Annotated in this window: 18 protein-coding genes and 1 pseudogene; 11 read left to right on the top strand and 8 right to left on the bottom strand. The window is 60.7% G+C overall.

Annotated features, from left to right (window positions below; translation table 11 throughout):
- Window positions 1-39: 39 nt before the first annotated feature.
- Window positions 40-1,008, top strand: a complete 969-nt coding sequence (locus tag R6U53_RS10295) for a phosphoribosyltransferase family protein (protein WP_410322274.1) — start codon at window positions 40-42, stop codon at window positions 1,006-1,008.
- A gap of 60 nt (window positions 1,009-1,068) precedes the next feature.
- Here R6U53_RS10295 and R6U53_RS10290 read toward each other — a convergent pair whose 3' ends face one another.
- Genes R6U53_RS10290 through R6U53_RS10280 form a run of 3 tightly spaced genes read right to left on the bottom strand, consistent with a single transcriptional unit; the run spans window position 1,069 to window position 5,588 of the window.
- Window positions 1,069-3,195, bottom strand: a complete 2,127-nt coding sequence (locus R6U53_RS10290; protein WP_410322273.1) for a glycosyltransferase family 39 protein — start codon at window positions 3,193-3,195, stop codon at window positions 1,069-1,071.
- Window positions 3,196-3,210: 15 nt separating this feature from the next.
- Window positions 3,211-4,350 (bottom strand): extracellular solute-binding protein, encoded by a 1,140-nt coding sequence (locus R6U53_RS10285; protein WP_410322272.1) that lies wholly within the window; start codon window positions 4,348-4,350, stop codon window positions 3,211-3,213.
- 38 nt (window positions 4,351-4,388) lie between these two features.
- Window positions 4,389-5,588 carry an alpha-1 4-glucan-protein synthase gene (locus R6U53_RS10280; protein ID WP_410322271.1) on the bottom strand — a complete coding sequence of 400 codons (1,200 nt, stop codon included), beginning with the start codon at window positions 5,586-5,588 and terminating at the stop codon, window positions 4,389-4,391.
- A gap of 300 nt (window positions 5,589-5,888) precedes the next feature.
- Between R6U53_RS10280 and R6U53_RS10275 the strand changes: the two genes are divergently transcribed.
- Window positions 5,889-6,110, top strand: coding sequence for a hypothetical protein (locus R6U53_RS10275; RefSeq protein WP_410322270.1), 222 nt, complete (start codon window positions 5,889-5,891; stop codon window positions 6,108-6,110).
- Here R6U53_RS10275 and R6U53_RS10270 read toward each other — a convergent pair.
- Together R6U53_RS10270 and R6U53_RS10265 are read right to left on the bottom strand one after the other, a co-directional pair.
- Entirely contained in the window at window positions 6,101-6,733 is a 633-nt protein-coding gene (locus R6U53_RS10270) for an HAD family hydrolase (protein ID WP_410322269.1), read from the bottom strand. The two genes, R6U53_RS10275 and R6U53_RS10270, sit on opposite strands and share 10 nt — an antisense overlap.
- Window positions 6,734-6,794: 61 nt before the next feature.
- A complete protein-coding gene (locus R6U53_RS10265; protein ID WP_410322268.1) occupies window positions 6,795-8,429 on the bottom strand; it encodes an acyl-CoA synthetase in 1,635 nt (544 codons plus the stop codon).
- Between the two features lie 301 nt (window positions 8,430-8,730).
- Here R6U53_RS10265 and R6U53_RS10260 point away from each other — a divergent pair, with 301 nt between their 5' ends.
- From R6U53_RS10260 to R6U53_RS10225, 8 genes are all read left to right on the top strand, one after another.
- Window positions 8,731-10,230: an amidase gene (locus R6U53_RS10260; RefSeq protein WP_410322267.1), complete on the top strand. Its 1,500-nt coding sequence runs from the start codon at window positions 8,731-8,733 to the stop codon at window positions 10,228-10,230.
- A 7-nt stretch (window positions 10,231-10,237) separates the two neighbouring features.
- On the top strand, window positions 10,238-10,585 hold the full coding sequence (locus R6U53_RS10255; RefSeq protein ID WP_410322266.1) for a CbtB domain-containing protein: 348 nt from the start codon (window positions 10,238-10,240) through the stop codon (window positions 10,583-10,585).
- 20 nt (window positions 10,586-10,605) lie between these two features.
- Window positions 10,606-11,364, top strand: a complete 759-nt coding sequence (locus tag R6U53_RS10250) for a CbtA family protein (RefSeq protein WP_410322265.1) — start codon at window positions 10,606-10,608, stop codon at window positions 11,362-11,364.
- A 121-nt stretch (window positions 11,365-11,485) separates the two neighbouring features.
- Complete coding sequence (nthB, locus tag R6U53_RS10245; protein WP_410322264.1) at window positions 11,486-12,169, top strand: nitrile hydratase subunit beta; 684 nt, start codon at window positions 11,486-11,488, stop codon at window positions 12,167-12,169.
- Window positions 12,170-12,177: 8 nt separating this feature from the next.
- Window positions 12,178-12,510, top strand: coding sequence for an SH3-like domain-containing protein (locus tag R6U53_RS10240; RefSeq protein WP_410322263.1), 333 nt, complete (start codon window positions 12,178-12,180; stop codon window positions 12,508-12,510).
- Between the two features lie 68 nt (window positions 12,511-12,578).
- A complete protein-coding gene (nthA, locus tag R6U53_RS10235; protein ID WP_410322262.1) occupies window positions 12,579-13,196 on the top strand; it encodes a nitrile hydratase subunit alpha in 618 nt (205 codons plus the stop codon).
- Window positions 13,193-13,582, top strand: coding sequence for a nitrile hydratase accessory protein (locus R6U53_RS10230; protein WP_410322261.1), 390 nt, complete (start codon window positions 13,193-13,195; stop codon window positions 13,580-13,582). The genes nthA and R6U53_RS10230 overlap by 4 nt, the downstream gene beginning before the upstream one ends.
- A gap of 440 nt (window positions 13,583-14,022) precedes the next feature.
- Window positions 14,023-14,187 carry a hypothetical protein gene (locus tag R6U53_RS10225; protein WP_410322260.1) on the top strand — a complete coding sequence of 55 codons (165 nt, stop codon included), beginning with the start codon at window positions 14,023-14,025 and terminating at the stop codon, window positions 14,185-14,187.
- A 231-nt stretch (window positions 14,188-14,418) separates the two neighbouring features.
- Here R6U53_RS10225 and R6U53_RS10220 read toward each other — a convergent pair whose 3' ends face one another.
- Window positions 14,419-15,129, bottom strand: a complete 711-nt coding sequence (locus R6U53_RS10220; RefSeq protein ID WP_410322259.1) for a helix-turn-helix domain-containing protein — start codon at window positions 15,127-15,129, stop codon at window positions 14,419-14,421.
- A gap of 146 nt (window positions 15,130-15,275) precedes the next feature.
- On the opposite strand from R6U53_RS10220, the gene R6U53_RS10215 reads away from it, so the two are divergent.
- Entirely contained in the window at window positions 15,276-16,442 is a 1,167-nt protein-coding gene (locus tag R6U53_RS10215; RefSeq protein WP_410322258.1) for a 3-dehydroquinate synthase II, read from the top strand.
- 22 nt (window positions 16,443-16,464) lie between these two features.
- Here the strand turns inward: R6U53_RS10215 and R6U53_RS10210 are convergent.
- Together R6U53_RS10210 and R6U53_RS10205 are read right to left on the bottom strand one after the other, a co-directional pair.
- A pseudogene (locus R6U53_RS10210) lies at window positions 16,465-16,569 on the bottom strand (RNA-guided endonuclease TnpB family protein); the annotation flags it as partial.
- Between the two features lie 244 nt (window positions 16,570-16,813).
- Window positions 16,814-18,217 carry a permease gene (locus R6U53_RS10205; protein WP_410322257.1) on the bottom strand — a complete coding sequence of 468 codons (1,404 nt, stop codon included), beginning with the start codon at window positions 18,215-18,217 and terminating at the stop codon, window positions 16,814-16,816.
- Window positions 18,218-19,163 lie beyond the last annotated feature (946 nt).

Genomic DNA, 19,163 nt, shown 5'->3' with positions numbered 1-19,163 from the left:
TACTGTCTCGTTCATATGAATTACAAGACCGTCGAAGATATGAACGCGGACACGCACCGACTCGCACGGAGCCTCCCGCGGGATATCGATCTGGTCGTCGGCATCCCGAGAAGTGGCCTCTTGACAGCAAACCTTCTGTGTCTTCACCTCGATGTGCCGATGACAGACATCGAGGGGCTCTGCGAGGGAAAGATATTCGACACCGGATCCAGATTCGAACGCCGTGACTCACTCGAGGAGTTCGATTCGGTGCTCGTCGTCGACGACTCCGTGTTGACCGGAGGGCAGATGACCGAAACTCGCGAGCGACTCGCGGAGCACGAGTTCCCGTTTGATCTCGCGTTCGCCGCAGTGTACGTCTCTCCGCGTGGACACCAATACGTCGATTACTGGAGCGAGGTCGTTCCCTCACCACGCGTGTTCGAGTGGAATATCCTCCATCACACGAAACTGAGTGATTTTTGTGTGGACATCGATGGGGTCCTCTGTCGCGATCCGACGTCCGAAGAAAACGACGACGGATCCAACTACCGCGAGTTCCTCACGACCGTCGAGCCGAATATCGTTCCGAGACAACGTATCGGGTGGCTGGTTACGTCGAGACTGGAGAAGTACCGACCCGAGACCGAGCGATGGTTGGACGAACACGACATCAAGTACGACTCGCTCGTAATGATGGACGTCCCGGACATGGAAACCCGTCGGAAGCAGGGCAATTACGGCCAATATAAAGCAGATGTGTACAACTCGACCGATGCGGACCTTTTCATCGAAAGCAACCCGAGCCAAGCGGCCGAGATCTGTCGGGAGACGAACCGGCCGGTGTTCTGTTACGACACGAACGAGATGCTGAACCCTTCGATCATCGGTCGATCCCAACAGCGGGTTACCGAGAGCGTGTCCAACATCAAATCAGAACCGGTGTTATCCCCGGTGCGGACGGCCTACCAACTCTCCCGGTGGTGCTACCACCTGGTCTGGAGAAAGTTGAGGGTAACCGAGAACTGACTCCTCGAAAGCCGATCGTCCGGTCGTGAACGTCGGGGGCCATTCGAGTACCTCCGTCGATCACGCCCGCGACTCCAGTCGCGTCTCGAAGAACACGCCCTCGCGATGGGCGTCGGGGTCATCGGGTAGATACGTCCCCTCGTTCCCGCAGTCGGTGACGAGTGGGCAGACGGAACGCTCGGGCGGCCAGATCGCTTCGACGCCGTCGGCGTCGGTTCTGACGGTCGTCTCTTGACGGTACGTGAGCGTGCCGCCGTCGGGTTGAGTGAGCGTGACGGTGAGAACGACGACGTCGTGTTCGCCCACTCGAACCGATCGATCCGTCTCGATGGCGTCGAACCTGGCTGCATCTCGGTCGATCGACCACGGGACGGTGATCGACTCGTTGGGCTCGACGATCGCGTACTCGGCGCTCCCGCCGTCAGTTTCGAGTCGTACCGTCGCCCGTTCGACGCGCGGCGGAACGCCGACGACGGTTTCGCCGGCCAGCGTTTCGCCGCGCCGCGCGTCCAGCGATTCGAGCTTCGGCGTGACGTGGCGATCGGCGTCCGGCGTCCACTCGCCGCGATAGCCGTACCGGTAGTAGCTCCGATTCGGGTAGGCGTCGAGGACGGCGAAGTCCTCGTCGGGGTCGCGATCGAGCGCGTAGACGACCGAGCCGTCCAAGCCGCCGTCGTTTCGGAGGTACTGGAACGGGTGGTTCTGCCACTCCCCGTAGGGCGTCGGGAGGAAGACGAGCGCGTCCTCGAGCTCGGTCGTCTCGATGGGTTCGTAGGCGGCCGCGTACTTGTCAGCGTGGGCGGCGTTCCGATCGAGTGGCGTCGAGACGGCCGCCGCGGCCGCGACGCCGAACCCGACGAGTGAGCCGATGAGTATGAACGCGACGACCACCCGCCCAACCCGCGGCGACAGCGTCGCGTCGATCCGTCGTCGCAACGTCGGAAGCAGATCCCAGCCCGCGATCACCGCGACGGCCGCAAAGACGGACAGCGGGAGGAGGAGATCGAAGTGATAGAACGGACCGAACTGCGAGACGAGTCCGTCAGTCGGATCGGACATCGTCGCCAGCAGGTTGTAGTTCCCCCAAAAGAATAGGTTCCCGACGGGAACGGTGACGAGGAGACCGACGAGAAGGAGTCCGGTGATTCGCTCGAAACTGCGATCGCCCGGCTGATTCGTCCGCCTCGATCCGAGCCACGCCCGGGCCGTGAGCGCGATTCCGACGACCGCCAGCGCCGTCCCGATCGGGCCCGCGACGAACCACCGCGTCGCGAGGTATCGAAGCGCGTAACCGTTGGCTTCGAGCGCCAGCCCCGGGGTGTAGTCGACCGAGTGGCCGAGGATTCGACGCGTACCGAACCCCGGCCCGTCCCGCGGGGCGAAGGCCTCGTAGGGGAAGACGAACGGCGAGCCGGTCATTCGAGCGTTGTACGCGAGCGTCACGCCGACGAAGCAGAGGCCGACGAACGCCGTGAGTCCGCGTCGAACGAGCACATGGGAGATCGAGATGTCGCCCTCCGAGATCGGGCGGGCGAGCGAATACAGCGCGTGCAGGACGAACGGCAGCGCAAAGAGCACGGCGGTGAGCGGTCGAGCGAAGAAGGCGATCCCGATGGCACCCCCGGCGACGGCGGCGGCGAGGATCGACTCGTCGCGGACGCTGCGGAGGTACGCGACGGCGAAGAGCAGGTTCAACGTCGTCGTCGGCGCGTAGGGAAGAAACGCCGACGTGGTCACGAGCGCGAGCGGCGAGGCCGCAAACAGCGCCGCGGCGACGACGCCGACGCGTCGGTCGAAGGCCATCGAACCGAGCACGTACACGAGCACCGCATTGGCCGCGGCGACGGCCGCAAGCGTCACCCGCGGCTCGCCGAACAGCGCCATCGAGACGGCGAACATCGCCGCTGGAACGGGCGCGTACTTCGGGTAGAGTCGCCCGCCGTCCTCGATGAAGAACCACGGCCGGAACGCGCCCGCGAGGTCGCCGGCGTGGAGTTCGAATTGCCCCTGGAGAAGCAGCCCGGCCTGCAGGAGATAGACGCCCTCGTCGTGGTTGCTCGAATGGTAGGCGAAGACGGTCATCGAGACGACAAAGACGGCGAGCCCGGCCACGGTGGCGACGGCGGCGGCCACGATGTCGAGCCGTTCGGTGACTCGTCGAAACCGGGTACGGGGCGATGGAGGCAACACGTCGCGTCGGGTCTAGAGCACGCCGACGTCGCGCATAAGGTCGACGGTCGGTTCGAGGTCCGAAAGCTGCGTCAGGTCGATTTCGTCGGAGACGTCGAGTTCGTCTATCGACGGGAGGTCGCCGATCGGGTCGACGTCGGGGACGAGCGGGTACTCGAACGTGGATCGCGCGAAGTAGTCCTGCGCCTCCGCCGAGAGGAGGTGGCGCACGAAGTTACTCGCGAGCGTCGCGTCGGTCGCCGTGTCGACGACGGCGGCGCCCGCGACGTTGAACACGGCACCGGCGTCGCCGGAGGTGAACGCGGTCGCGATCGACGCCTCGGGATTTCCGTCGATGACCCGCTGGATGTAGTAGTGGTTCGCGAACGCGGCGTCGATCTCGCCGGTAGCGACCCCCTCGCAGGCGGCGAACTCGTTCGGGTACTCCGTGATCCCCGCCTCGAGGACGCCCTCGAGCCACTCGCGGGTGTCTTCCTCGCCTTCGAGGAGTCGCATGGCGGTGATGAACGCCTGACAGGACCCGTACGACGGTGCCCACCCGAGGTCGCCGTCGAACTCCTCGGGGTAGACCATGATGTCGTCGGGCATGTCATCGGCGGCGTACGCGTCGGTGTTGTACGGGACCGTCCGCGCCCGCCCGGAAGTGCCGATCCACTCGTCAGTACGGAACTCCGAAGGGACCATTTCCAGGACGGATTCGTCGAGTGGTCCAGTCCGCCCCTCGTCCGCGAGCGCGCCGAGCGCGCCGGCGTTGACGGAGTAAAACACGTCCGCGGGCGAGCCGTCGCCCTCGTTGACGATCTGGTTGACCAGATCCGTCGAGCCGCCGTATCGGACCGTCAACTCGAAGTCGTCGTAGAGGTCGTCGATGTAGCCGACCAGATCGCCGACGAGGAACTCGCCTCGCCCCGAGTAGACGGTGAGTTCACCCTCCAGAGCAGGCATATCGCTCATCGGCACGCCGCCGGGGGCGTCCCGGCCCTCGCGCCCGGATCCGATCTGACCGATCGGCGAATCGGAGAGGTCGTCGGGCTCGGCCGAGTTGCCGCCCAGGATACCCGAACAGCCGGCAAGACCGGCAGCCCCGACCGCGCCCGCGGTCGCGAGGAAGCGCCGACGCCCCTGTCTCCACGTATTATGTGTGTCGTGCATGGTTTTAGGTCTACCTAAATATATTTATACTCATCGTTTTAATCGTCCGCGACGGCCGGCGTTTTGACGGACGCGAGCGTGTCGAGGCAGTCGAGCCAATCGAGCATGTACGCGCCGACGTGGTTGAAGAACTCGCCGTTTCGGTACTCGTCGAACTCGCCGTCGGCCAGCCGGTGTGCCATCGCCTCGAAGACCGCGGCGTAGTCGTTTGGAGTCCGTCCCGCGTCCGGGAGGCCCGGGTCGACGTCCTCGACGAGCTTCCAGAGGTGCTCGTTGAGTTCCAATCCCGCGACCTCGTTGTGGAGATCGTCGAACGTCGACCGCGGCGCTTTGTTGTGCTCACACAGCGGTCGGCCGTTGTATATCCGTCCACCGAGGATGTCACAGACGCGTTTGAGGAAGACGCCGCTCCAGATGTCGTCGAAGCGACCGACCTCCCACGCGTTGTCGTCCATCGGGAGCTGATAGAACGCCGGGATCACCTCCCGTCGGAACGCGAGGTTCATCGAGCAGACGGTGAGGTAGTTGCCGCGCTCGGCGACGAAATCGCGCTCGAAATCGTGGGCCGTCGTCCGCGTTTGAGCCTGCCCCTGCAGGTCACCGTCCATCAGGATGCGGACCGCGTCGAGGTCGGGAACGTTGGTCCACAACCCCTGGGAGGCGACCACGTCGCCTCCGTCGATTTCGACCGTGTCGATCTCGACGGTCTCGTCCATCGCCGAGTAGGGGTACCCGCGGGGGTACAGCCCGTGCTCGTCGGCGCGCTGGTAGAGAACGTTCACCCACTGTTCGTCGGAGCTGACGCGTTCGATTTCCCCATCGAAGGCGAGATTTCGCATGTGGCGACCGAAGAAGTCGCCCTCGTGCGGGAGCGTGTCGTCGTCGATAAAAACGCCGTACTCGAAGCGCTGGTTGGCCCACACGTACAGGAGCCCGAAGCTCGTCTCGGCGTGACTCGCCGCCGGGACGACGTGTGCGTACTCGGCGACGCCGCGCGACTCGTACCACTCATCGCGGCGCGTCCCGTCGAAGACGGCGCCCGCTACGTCGAGTTCGTCGAGCATCGCGCGCATGTCGTCGGTGTCACAGAAGTCCTCGGTGACGAGCAAAACGAACAATCGCGAGGTGTCGAACCCGTGTTCGCGGGCGTTATCGACGTACGCTCGGATACAGTCGTACTCCCGGATCGTCGGGACGACGACGCAGATGTCCTGGCTGGATCGGTTCGTGTCTTCCATTGGTGCCATATTTTAGGCCGACCTAAAAAATTTAGCGATATGGGGTGTCGAATCCGTGCAAGCGGCCTCGACACCGATAGGTGGGACAGCAGTGATTACCGAACGGCGCGACGACGGGAGGAAGTGATGCCCACATCCGAACGGTATGGATCCACCCGACGACGCCGTATCGTATTATTTTAGGGTAGCCTAAAAAGTGTGTCGGTCGGGTCCACGGTAGGACGTCGGGTCGGTCTGAGGCAGCAGAAACCCGACGATCGGCGAAACGCAGAATTCGATCGACGCCCTACCGCCGATCGTATGGCTCGAAACGAAGACTCGATCGAGACGCTCGATGCGGAGTACCTCTACCCGTCGGACGCGGACATCCTCGAGATCTCGAACGACGACGGCGGCCGGATCCGGGTCAGGTTCGCGGTACCGGATCCCGAAACCGGTGAGGGGCTGGTCCTCGATACGGTCATCGAACGGATCGAAAAGGGCGAGTTCGAACGGCCCCTCGACGACGAGCGCTACGAGTAGGCCAACTCGTCGATTCGACCGACCCGGTGATCACCGACGACACAGCAGCCTCGGTGCTCGTGGCCGTGGCGTTCGACGTGTGCGGCGTCGAGCCCCGCGTTCCACGCCGCGCCGACGTCTTGGGGCGTATCCCCGACGAGGATGCCATGCCCCGTGCGTGCGCCAGCGGCCGACAGCGCCGCCTGCACCGGCTGTGGATCGGGCTTCCAGCCGGTTTCGGCCGTACAGCAGACGACCGCGTTGAACCAATCGCCGATGTCCAACGTCTCCAACACCGGTTCGGTCAGGTACTGCTGGCAGTGGGTGACGAGCACCGTTGGCGCGTCGATCTCTCCGACGACGGTCGCGTCCTCGTGGAGAAACGTCGCCTCGGCGCGCGCCTCGGGATCCTCTTCGTCGTGGAAGACCGTCCAGAATCGTTCCGAGTCGACGCCCCACGCGTCGAGGTGATCGCTTCGCTCCCCGTCGAAGCCGTGCCAGATGATCTCGGCCTGTCGCTCCGAAAAGCCGTAGCCGAGTCGATCGCCGACCCGCCCGAGGAGGTCCTGAATGTAGTCCGGTTCGACGTCGACGAGCGTCCCGTCGAGATCGAAGGCCCACCGGTCGTAGGCCGTCGTTGTCATCGTGCGTCAATACGGGATGCGTACGCAAATGCGTTGTGGGGCCGGCGACGAGCGACTCGAGTCACGTCCCCTCGCGCAGGTCCGTCCGCCGGATCTTCCCGGTCGTCGTCGTCGGCAACTCGTCGACGAACTCGATCTCGCGGGGATACTCGTGTTTCGCGAGCGACTCCTTGACCAGCGAGCGGACCGACTCGGCCAAGAGATCGTTCCCCTCGACGCCCGCCACGGGCTGACAGAACGCTTTGATGATCTCTCCGCGAGTCTCGTCGGGGATCCCGATGACGCCGACCTGCTCGATCTTGGGGTGTTCGAGGATCGCGTCCTCGACCTCGCCGGGACCGACCCGGTAGCCGCTCGTGATGATGAGATCGTCGTCGCGCGATTTGAACCAGAAGTAGCCGTCCTCGTCGCGCTCACCGAGGTCGCCGGTCAAATGCCACCGCCCGACCGCCGCTTCGGCGGTCTTCTCCGGGCGGTCCCAATACTCCTCGAAGATCACGGGATCGTCACCGCGTTCGACCGCGATCTCGCCGACTTCGCCGACGGCGACCTCCTCGCCGGTGTCGGGATCGACCACACCGACGTCGTGTCCCGGGACCGGCTTCCCCATGCTGCCGGGAATCGCCGGAAACCACTCCTGGCAGTTACAGACGAGGAGGTTCGCCTCGGTCTGCCCGTACAGTTCGTTGACGGCGACGCCGTCGAGTTCGTCGTCGGCCCACTCCAGTATCTCCGAGGTCAGCGGTTCGCCGCCCGAACAGATCGCATCGAGCGAGAGATCGTAGGCGTCGGCGTCGGTGTTCATCATCATCCGGATCGCCGTCGGCGGGAGGAACGCCGAGGTGACGTCGAACTCGGCCATGAGTTCGAAGGCGGTCTCGGAGTCGAACCCCGCCATCGGATAGCCGACCACGGGTCGGCCGTAGTGCCAGGCCGGAAAGAGCAGATCGCCCAGCGCACCGATCCACGCCCAGTCCGCCGGCGTCCAACAGATCGTCTCCGAGAGGTCGAGGCCGAAGTACATCTGGAAGGCCGGGCAGTGGCCGACCCACACCGACTGGCTGTGGAGGACGCCCTTCGGTTTCCCCGTCGAGCCGCTCGTGTACATGATGACGCCGGGCGTGTCTGGATCGGTGTCGACGGGATCGAAGGATGGATCGGCCTCCTGAACGAGCGGTTCGAACGGCGTCGCCGAGTCGTGATACCCGCGGCCGTGCCAGTCGACTTCCAGGACGTGTTCGAGCTCCGAGCAGTCGTCGCGGGCGGCATCGACGGTCTCGTAGTTGTCGCCGTCGACAACGGCGACCGTCGCCCCGCTATCGTCGAGCCGATAGCCGAGGCCGTCCGGACCGAAAAGCACCGATAGCGGCATCGAGACCGCACCGAGTTTCCAGCAGGCCAAATGCGTGACCGGGTTCGCCGGAACCTGCGGCAACACGACGCCGACACGATCGCCGCGGCCGACGCCCAACTCGGCGAGCGCGTTCGCGAGTCGGTTCGATCGTCGATCGATGTCGGCGAACGTGAACGTCTCGCGGCGGCCGCCGGGATACGCCTGGTACAGCGCGGCGCTGTCAGGATCGTCGTGTTTGCCGACGAGATCGTGCGCGGCGTTGTAGTTGTCGGGGAGGTCCCACTCGAACGCCTCACGAGCGCGCTCGTAGCTCTCGGTCGGTATCGAGACATGCCAGGTCATAGCATGTTGTTATTTTGGTGAAAATATAAATGATGCCCCGGAGTAGCTCGATTTAACTTCGACGCACCGTGCGTGGCAAATTGACATCCTCTCCGCGCTAAAACGCGAGGTTTTCTCCGTATACTTTGGTGAAAAATTAAGTTAGCCGATAGTTTTGCTAGGCGAGTACTTTCAGCAGTGAAACGCAACAACCATATCACCGAAAATTATCAGCATTATTATATAAATATGTGCAGATGATGATCCACCATGCCTATGTCAAGGTATATAATGTCACGCATGGTAATGCGATCCAGATATAATGACTGGAAAGTTTGAGTTGATAGAAGCAACGATCGACGAGATACACGATGCAATGGTATCGGGAGATCTGTCGAGCGAAGAACTCGTGAGCAGATACCTCGCTCGGATCGATGCATATGATAGGAATGGTCCGGAGTTGAACGGAATTGTGACGATCAATGAGGATGCGATCGACCGGGCAGCCGAGTTGGACGAAATCCTGTCAGCGGATGGTCTTGTAGGTCCCCTACATGGTATTCCTGTTCTGATGAAAGATCAGGCTGAAACTGCCGGAATCAGAACGACGTTCGGCTCCGAAGCCTGTACGGATTATATCCCAAGTACGGATTCAACCGTCGTAAAAAACATCAAAGACGCTGGGGGGATCGTTCTGGCAAAGACCAATATACCGGACTGGGCTTCAGCGTACTTTGGGTATTCCTCGGAGCAAGGGCAAACAAAAAACCCGTACGATCTCGACCGGGATCCCGGTGGATCAAGTGCTGGGACCGGTTCAGGCGTAGCTGCCAACCTCGGAACGATCGGTATCGGTGAAGATACCGGTGGATCGATCCGTGTCCCTTCAGCGAATTGTAATTTATTCGGTATCCGCGTAACGACCGGGCTTATAAGCCGGACTGGTTTTTCACCGATCGTACCTCGACAGGATACAGCTGGACCGATGGCACGGACGGTTACTGACATGACATATCTTTTGGATGCAATCGTTGGATACGATCCCGAGGACGACTGGACGGGGGCTGTTTCGCAGATCGACATCGATTCGTACACTGATTATTTGAACGATGATGGACTCGACGGGAAACGTATCGGCGTGTTACGCGACGTTTTTGGCGATCAAGACGACTCAAGCGCGGCACCGGTGAACGATATCGTTGAATCCGCACTCGAGACGTTTGTTGATGCAGGCGCGGAATTAGTAGATCCAGTAACAATTCCAAACATCGACGAGCAGGTAGCGGAGACGACGGTGTACGGCTACTACGGTTCTATTTATCTCAACCAATTCCTCGCCGACCGGGAAGATATTCCATACGACTCCGTGAAGGGGATCTACGAAGCGGGGGCATACCACGAAGACCTCGACCTGATCAAGGATATTGCGGAGACGACGGACGAACCTGAGGAGGAACTCGACTTTTGGAAGAACTCACTCGGTCAAGAGACGTTCCGGCGGGACGTATTAAATACGTTCGCTGCCGACGACCTCGATGCGATCGTTTTTCCCGATGTCCAAGTAATCCCGCCGAAGATCTCGGAACTCGGTGAACGCTATACGACTGCTAACTTCCCGACAAATACACCCATCGGAGCACAAACCCAGTGTCCAGCCGTTTCAGTTCCCGGCGGATTAACCGACGATGGCGTCCCTGTTGGGGTTGAGTTGTTGGGGACGCCCTACGACGAGCATCGCTTGATCGAGATGGCTTATGCATACGAACAAGTAACGGACACACGACAGCCTCCGGAGGTAGCCCCACCGCTCCGGTCGGATTAATGATCGCATGATCAAGGATAGTCGAGTTCCAATCGACCGGGTAAAAGCGAAAACGGATACCCTAGATAACAGCGTGTACAGACCCTTCATGCAACCGAAAGCGGGATGTCGTGTTTTTTCAGCAAAAAGTTTATGTTGTATGTTATCTTTCCACAAGATAAGAGGTATTACAGCAATGAGCGAAACTGTCCATGACCGATTTAACCACGCCCAAACAACGCTTACGCCGACCCAGATTGCTATCGGACTCGGATTAGTCTTGGCTATCGGATTCGTCCTCTTGTTCATGCAAGAACCGCTAGTACACGAATCGTTTCACCATTTCCGTCACGGTACCGGGATAACCTGCATGTAAGAGTGATCTGGGACTAGAAGATGCTGTTCAGTCATTTGCGGCGAGGACTGTTAGTAGGCGTGGGCGGCGGGATCGCATATGGAATTTTTACTCTATTAGTCGTCACTCCTCTAGTATCGTTGGCGGAGTCATTCGAGCCGGGACATCAGGGCCATCAAGAGGCGACGACCTCGGTTGTTTCGGAGACGACGACCGTCGTGGTTAGCGTCGGAGGAGGCATTCTCTGGGGGATCTTTCTCGGTATCCTCACGTTCGGTGCTGTCTACTACTTTTTTGAGCCGGCGATCCCAGGAGTACGTGGAACCAAGAGCTACCTTCTCGGCATGGCGGGATTTATCACCGTTTCCGGAAGCCCTTGGCTCGTGCTTCCGCCCCTCCCGCCCGGGGTTGAACAGACGGTTCCAACGAGCGCTCGCGTTCTTTGGTATGTGATCTTTGCGGGAGTGGGGTTACTGGCATGTGGCACAGCGGGGTACGTTTACAACTATGTCCGCGACAACCGAGGACGGTTGAGTGCTTATATTGTAGCCGGAGGTCCGTTTCTCATTCTCATCGGGGTAACCGTAGTTGCTCCCGAAAACTCCACGAGTAGTGAACTCCCAGCGCAGTTCATCACCGCTTACCAAGGGATCGTTGCGTTCGGCCAGATCGGATTGTGGTTTATTCTCGCTAGCCTCCACGCTTGGATGTTTCAACGGGCGGGTCCGACAACTGAACGAGACGTTTCAACTGAGCGTCCCGAGTCATTCAACATCCGAGTTGACGATTTCGATACCTGATCTTATCGGAGAATCGAGAGTATGCTCGAAAGCCGTAGCTTGTAGCTGTGGGAGCCAACGTGTGGGCTGATAGAAAGATATATTGTTTATTGGTAACATAAGCCAAATAGAGCGTGATATCATGGATGGAGTCCACGATCTCGGCGGTACCGACGGTGTCGGGCAGATCAAACGGGAGGAAGACGAGCCGTATTTCCACGAGGAATGGGAGGAAGACATTTTCGCGCTGCTCCCGCTCACGATGGGGCAGGGGATGTACAATATCGATGAGTTCAGGCACGCAATCGAGCGGATGGATCCAGCGCACTATCTGGGCTCCTCGTATTATGAGCACTGGCTGAGCGCGATGGAAACGCTACTGGTAGAGAAGGGCGTCCTCTCGGAGGAAGAGCTAGACGAACGTCTCGAACAGATCCAAACCGCGGACGATCCCGAGGCGCTGATCCCGGAGCGTGAGGATCCAGAACTGACCGAAGAGATGCTCAATCTCATCGATACGGGCGCTTCTGCAATGCGGGACTCCATCGGTCCAACGTTCGGGGCGGGTGATCAAGTCCGAGTGAAAAACATGCATCCGGAGGGGCATACCCGTTGTCCGGAATACGTCCGTCGGGCACAGGGTGAGATCGCGGACGTTCGAGGAACGTTCGTCTTGCCCGATACGCACGCTCATGGAGAAGGTGAGAGTCCCGAGACGGTCTACTCGGTCCGGTTCGATACAAAAGAGTTGTGGGGAGATGAGTATGCGGGCGACAACGAGGTACTCCACATCGACCTCTGGGAGAGCTACCTAGAAGCAGCCTGAGCCAACCAATGCCAACTAGCCATACACATTCGCACTCGCATTCCCACGACGAGGTCGACGTCGAACTCGCCGAGGAACCTCGGTTCGATCCGGGCACAAGAGTTCAACTTACCGAGGCCGTTCTCGAAAAGTACAAACGTCGACCGGCGTATGCCGAAGGCGCGGAAGGGGTTATCGAGCAGGTTCGCGGCGCGTACCTGCCACCAACCGCCATCGACGAAACGGACGGCGAATACCTCTACTCGGTTCGGTTTCTCCCACAGGATCTTTGGGAAGGTCATCCCGAGGAGAACGGTAGCATCTATATTGATTTGTGGGAGAAGGCTATCGAGACAGTATGAAACGGAGTATCGCTAACTCGAACACGAACGGAATCGAACAATAGACACACCACTCAAAGTCAGCATTCATGAGCGAATCACACCCCACCGAAACGGTTGAACCGGAAGATCGAGCCAGAGCACTCCAGTCTTTGCTCGTCGACGAGGGATTGGCATCCACGGACGCAATCGACGAGATCGTTAGTAAATTCGAGGAAGACATCGGCCCGATGAATGGAGCCAGAGCAGTTGCCAAGGCATGGACCGACCCGGAGTACAAACAGTGGTTATTAGAAGATGCCTCCGCAGCGCTCGATGAACTCGGCTATACGGGGATCGAAGGCGTCGATATGGAGGTCTTCGAAAACATGTCAGACGTACATAACGTCATCGTGTGTACGCTCTGCTCGTGTTTCCCGTGGCCGACGCTTGGTCTTCCACCGACGTGGTACAAGGCACCACCGTACCGGGCAAAAATGGTTAAACACCCGCGCCGGACGCTCCAGGAGGAGTTCGGCGTTGATCTCGACGACGATATCGAAATCAGGGTTTGGGACACGAGTGCCGAGGTCCGGTATATGGTCCTCCCTCAACGCCCCGAAGGAACCGATGAGATGAGCGAGCAGGAACTAGCCGAACTAGTTACCCGAGACTCGATGATCGGCGTGGAGCGACTGGCTGGTAAACACGCTAACGAACTACAATGACGGACAGCGTGGACCCAACTATCGAAGAGATCAAACTCTCGGCGAATCCGCCGCAGGAGGATAACGAGTTGGTCTTCGGAACGCCGTGGCAAGCACGGGCGTTCAGTATAGTTGTCACGCTCCACCGTCAAGGGTTGTTCGAGTGGAACGAATTCCAGAACCGTCTCATCGAACAGGTCCAAACTGGGGCCTTTGAGGACGAAGAAGATGACTCGGAGGCAGTATATTATCGCCAATGGATCGCAGCGTTCGAACAACTGTTGACCGATAAAGATATCTTTGAGAAAGCGGCCATCGAAGAACGAGTACTGGAGTTTGCACGCGGTGAGCGTGATGCCTCCGAATTCGTAATCGGTGAAGAAGGCGGGCACGGTCATGCGCACTGACCACCGACGATCTCCGGCTGGATTTTCGTCGGTGGATCGTTAGCTACCGTTCGTCGACACCCATCGACGGCATATTAAAAGGCAGTCCGCTGATACCGCGAAAACGGGGATATTGATGTGACGAGATACCGTGAGACGATAGAACGTGTGCACGCCGGCGGCGACGACGAATTCGAAGTCGACTGGCGATTCAAACGCCGCCACGATCGGCTCGACACGTACCGAAGCGTCGTTTCGCACGACCTCCCGACCCCCTCAACGTCGCGCAGGGATACCTCGATTTCGTCCTGACGGGCGACGCCGACGAGGAAGACGAAGATGAGTTACTCCATCAGGTCCCGGCGTCGCTCGATCGTCTGGAGGCGTATCTCGTCGACCTCGGGACGCGCGAGGCGCAAGGCACCCCCGTCGAGGAGCCCGAACCGGTCGACATCGCCGAGGTGGCGGCGGAGACGTGGGAGAGCATCGCGACGGCCGAGGCGTCGATCAGCGTCGAGACGACGGCGGTCGTGACGGCCGACGAGGGGCGGCCTCGCGGCGTTTCGGAACGTCTACCGGAACGCGATCGAACACGGTGGGGAGGAAGTCGCGGTCACGGTCGGTGACCTCGCCGCCGGCTTCTACGTCGAAGACGACGGCGACGGCCCCGAGTTGGGGGGTACGGCGACCGCTTCACGCCGGGGATTTCGACGACCGACGGGGCGACGGGGCTGGGGCTCGCGATCGTCGATCAGATCGCCGCGGCACATCGGTGGCACGTCTCGGCGACCGAGGGGAGCGACGGTGGGGTGCGAATCGAGTTTCGAGACGTTCGGTCGTCGAACGCCCCGTCTCGACTACTCGATACCCTGGATCGACGGCATCGAAGCCACCGTCGAATCGACCAGTTTTCGCTCGGCTCGTCGGAGGTTCATCGAGACGGCGGTCTTCGAGACGTCGAACTCCGCGGCGAGGTCCTCGAGCGACACCGCCCGAGGTGTCTCGAAGTAGCCCGCCTCGGCGGCCGTCACGAGGGTGGTTCGCTCGGTCTCGGTCAGTTTCCGACAGCTGTCCAGAAACCGGTGGGCCGGGCCGGCGTTCTCGATGACGTCGAACAGCTCCGTAATAGACAGCTCCGTCCGACCCTCGACGACCACGTCGTTGCCGTCGTCGAGTTCGGAGAGCGCCCGATCGGCGGTCACCTCGTCGTCGAAACCGACGTGCCACATCTCCGTGCCGTCTTCGATTTTGAACGGCCCCGTGATGTAACCGCCGTGATCCTTGACGACGCCCATCGCGTCGGTCTGTTCGATGAGCGTTCGGATCGTCGCGACTCTGCCTTGTTTTTTCAGCGTCGCGCAGTCGGCCATGTTGCGGTGTTCACACAGGGTTTCCAGACCGTTGTCGAGCGCCGCCCGAGAGTCCGCCTCGACCAACAACCGAGTCTCGAGCTGTTTTCGGTTCGTATCCAACTGCCACTGCATCGCCGAAAAGCTCACTTCGACCTCGTCGGTGGTGTCGATGAACGGACAGTCGTATTGCCGCATATCGAGGTCGAGATCGATCATGGAGTTATCCACGTATTACGAGCGATGTTAATAACGGTGTCGTATATCGACACGAACGTTCGTGACGGACTGAGCGGCGACCACAGCGATTCGGGGCACTCGGTCGTCCCGCCACGTTCAATAGCCGCCCCCGCCACCGACGAGATATGACACGCTCCGTGTGGCTGAAAGCCGACGACGAGGTCGGCGATTGGGAGGCGCGAAAGCGTCGCATCACGGCCGGTCTCGAAGCCGGCGTCGATTGGGTACTGGTCGATCAACGCGACGTCGGCCGCGTCAGGGAACTCGGCCGGGTCAACGTGGCCGCCTTCGCCGGTGACGACGTACACGTGATGGACGCCGAAACCGAGGACACGCCGGAACCCGACGCCGTCATCGTCGGCAAGGACGGCGAGGGCGACGGGACCGTCGATCTCCCCTCCGATCTCTCCGGTTCGGCGGATCTGACGACGCTTCGGCGAACGGACGGCCCCGGCGGCGCGTACGTTCGCATCTTCAACGCCGAGTACGAGTCGTTCGCCGAGACGGCCGCCAGGGACGCCGATTTCACCATCGTCGTCGGCGAGGACTGGAAGATCATCCCCCTGGAGAATCTCATCGCCCGAATCGGCGACGAGACGGATCTCGTGACCGGCGTCCGGAACGCCGAGGAGGCGCGGACCGCCTTCGAGACGCTCGAACTCGGCGCGGACGCGGTGTTGCTCGACACAGACAACCCCGACGAGATCCGCGCGACCGTCGAGATCAAAAACGCGACCGAGCGCGAGACGCTGGATCTCGAGTACGCGACCGTCACCGATCTCGAGGAAACCGGCTCTGCGGATCGGGTCTGCGTCGATACGGCGTCGATGCTCGATCACGACGAGGGGATGCTCGTGGGATCGATGAGCCGCGGGCTGTTTTTCGTCCACGCCGAAACTGCCGACTCGCCGTACGTCGCCTCGCGCCCGTTCCGCGTCAACGCCGGCGCGGTCCACGCCTACGTTCGCACGCCCGACGGCGGGACGAAGTACCTCGCCGAACTGAAATCAGGCGACGAAGTCCAGATCCTCGACACGGCCGGCAACACCCGCGAGGCGATCGTCGGCCGCGCGAAGATCGAAAAGCGCCCGATGTTCCGGGTCGAGGCGGAACTCGAAAACGGCGACCGGATCGAGACGCTGTTGCAGAACGCCGAAACTATCAAGATCGCCACGGAGTCCGGTCGCAAGGCAATCACCGACATCGAGGTCGGCGACGAGGTGCTCGTCCGCTACGAGGACGTGGCGCGACACTTCGGCGAGGCCGTCGAGGAGTCGATCATCGAAAAGTAGGGCTCCGGTGAACTCCCTCACCCTACCGCTCGCCTGACGGCTCGCGCTTGAGGGTGGATCTTCCTGTTTCCGCGACGCGCATTGCATCCACAACTGAGGACACAGAGCGCGCAGTCTCCACAGGCGTTCACGAGAGCGGAGCGCTCGTTCGCCCATCAGAATCGCACGGCGATTCTGAGGACGGCGATTCGGAGCGTCCCGCTCCGAATCGCTTCAAACGAATGGCCACAAAGGACGCAGTGCTTGGTTCACAGATCTCTATACATTCGCGCTCTTCATCGGCCTGCTTGCGCTTGCAGGGCCCTACCGTGTCCGGTCGCCAGAAGGCCTCGAAGAATGCGAGCCCACCGTGCGGAAACGCGATGTGGTGTTCAGTGATGTTCATGATTCTGGGACTCCCCTGCGCTCGAACGCTGTGGGTGTTGATGTGCAAATTCGGAAGGGCGCTTCTCGAACGATCGCTTGCAGTGATCCGAACAGAAGTAGTACGTCTCGCCGTCGTGGGTGAGACTCGGCCCGCTATCATCGGTTCGCATCCCACAGACGGGGTCGCGGTACTGCCCGGGTGCGCCGAGTCCCCGCCGATACACGTACAGGAGAAAGCCGGAGAGCCCAAAGGCGATGAGGTTGAGGTAGAACGTGTAGTTGAGTTCGAAGTACGTCTGTTCGGTCGCTGTCTCCCCGCCGGCCAGATCCGGGATGATGCCGAGCGCGTCGAACAGCAACTCCATGAGGAAGCCCGTGAACGCCATCGTCACGAAGAAGACGCCGAGGATGTACAGCATGATCTTCCAGCCGTAGTACTTCCGGTAGACGTTCAACACGGGAATCGTGATGAGATCGGCGTAGACGAACGCGATGACGCCGGCGAAGCTGATCCCGCCGCCCCAGAGGGCGACGGCGAAGGGGACGTTACCCATACTGCCGACGAAGCTGATAACGGCGATCGCGACGCCCATAATCGCGTTCTCGGCGATCACGAGCAGGCCATCGCCCTCGATGAACAGGGTGTTCCAGACCCACTGGGGGACGAAGACGATGACAACCCCGGAGATGAGAAAGCCCGCGATAACGTCTTTCCAGATCATCGACCACTCCTTGCGATACTGGTTTCCGATCTTGTACCACCCACCCCACGATAGCAGTTCGTCGCGCCACCCGCCACGACTGGACGTCTCCTGACGGTAGGTCTCCAGACAGCCCTCCGAGCAGAACTGCAGCGTCTCACCCCCATCAGTCGTGAGCGTGTACTCCTCGTCACCCTCCATCCCACACGTGGGATCCTCGGTGACGCCCGATTCACGGTCGCGCTCGTTGATCGTCTCCCGGACCTCCTCGAACAGGTTCTCCGGGAGCGTAAAGTGGACGATGACAGCCATGACGGCGATGAGAACGAGACCGCCGAGCAGTTCCGCGACGAGAAACTCCCAGCCCAGCAGGAGCAGAATCATCAACCCGAGTTCGACGATGAGGTTCGTCGAGGCGAACATGAACGCGAAGAAGTTCACCGCGTGTGCTCCTTTTTTGAACAACCCCTTCCCGATCGCGACGGCTCCGAAACTGCAGCCGCTGCTCGCCGCCCCGAATGCGGTCGCTTTGGTGAGGCCGCTCAGGTCACCATCGCCCAGCACCCGCGCCATTCGCTCCTTGGAGACGTAGACCTGAACGAGACTCGTGACCGTGAGCCCCATAATGATCGCCCACGCCGCCGTCCAGAGGAATCCGACACCTATTCGCAAGGCCTCGAGAATCCCGTCGACGAGGACGGCTTGCATACCTAGCATATCACAGACATCCGTTTTGTCATTTGTCCTTAATAAACTGGAGTAGTAGATGGCGTAGACCTTGGATTCAAAGATAATTCGTGATAGAGATACGAGCGCATACTCCGGCCTTTCGGTGAGTGACGAGTGTTCCGACGCTCTGTCGGAACTGAGGAGCGAACAGGCGGGGGTTGAGCGGACACTCCCGCTGAGAACCGCCGTACTGCGGCCCGACTGGATGGCCAGCCGAACGTTTTTGATGTGGCCTGACGTGTTGGGGTCTGCTACGGAATCGGTGAGATGCCGGCCCCCAACAGACAAGGGGCGGTGACGAACGCGGTCTGTTCGTCACACGGCGATGACACGGATTCCGATGGGGCCTGCGTGACCGGGCCACAACCCTATAGTGAGGGAGAAAGGGAAACCTCCCCCGGTGTGTCGCCGGTTCCCTCTGAGTGCGGGTTGGAACCGCAACGGTCTGCTCTGGCAGGCCGGTCATCCGGTGGCCGGATGCCACGGCCTTTAGGCCGTGGAGGAGGTCACTCTCAAGAAAACTCCCCCTTTCGAATTGTAAGAGAACCCCGGATCACGGGCATTGTGAACGACGACGGAGTGTTGGTTCCTGCCGGTGTCATCGAGGCGAAGGCCCGCGCTCGGCGAGCGTTCGCAGCGTCGGAACGGATCGTTTCTGCCGGCAATCCGTCGGACGTGACGGTTCAATCGAGACGTGACGGTTCAATCGCGACGTGTCGTCGAGGTCGCGTCGATCCGGGACGCACTCGATCATATCATGTAGGGGGACGATTCAAGAGCCATGTCACCGTAGCACGAGATATGGACGAATCATCCCCATTCGATGCGATCCGCGGATTCGAGTTCGGCGGCACCTCCTACCGGACTGGTTTGTGTGCCCATCGGAGAGGGAGAATTTCCTGTTATAAGTTACCAGAACGGAACC

The organism is Natronomonas sp., from assembly GCF_046483325.1.
GTDB lineage: Archaea > Halobacteriota > Halobacteria > Halobacteriales > Haloarculaceae > Natronomonas.
The sequence above is the reverse complement of the archived record's forward strand: the minus strand, read 5'-3'. Positions and strand labels throughout refer to the sequence as shown.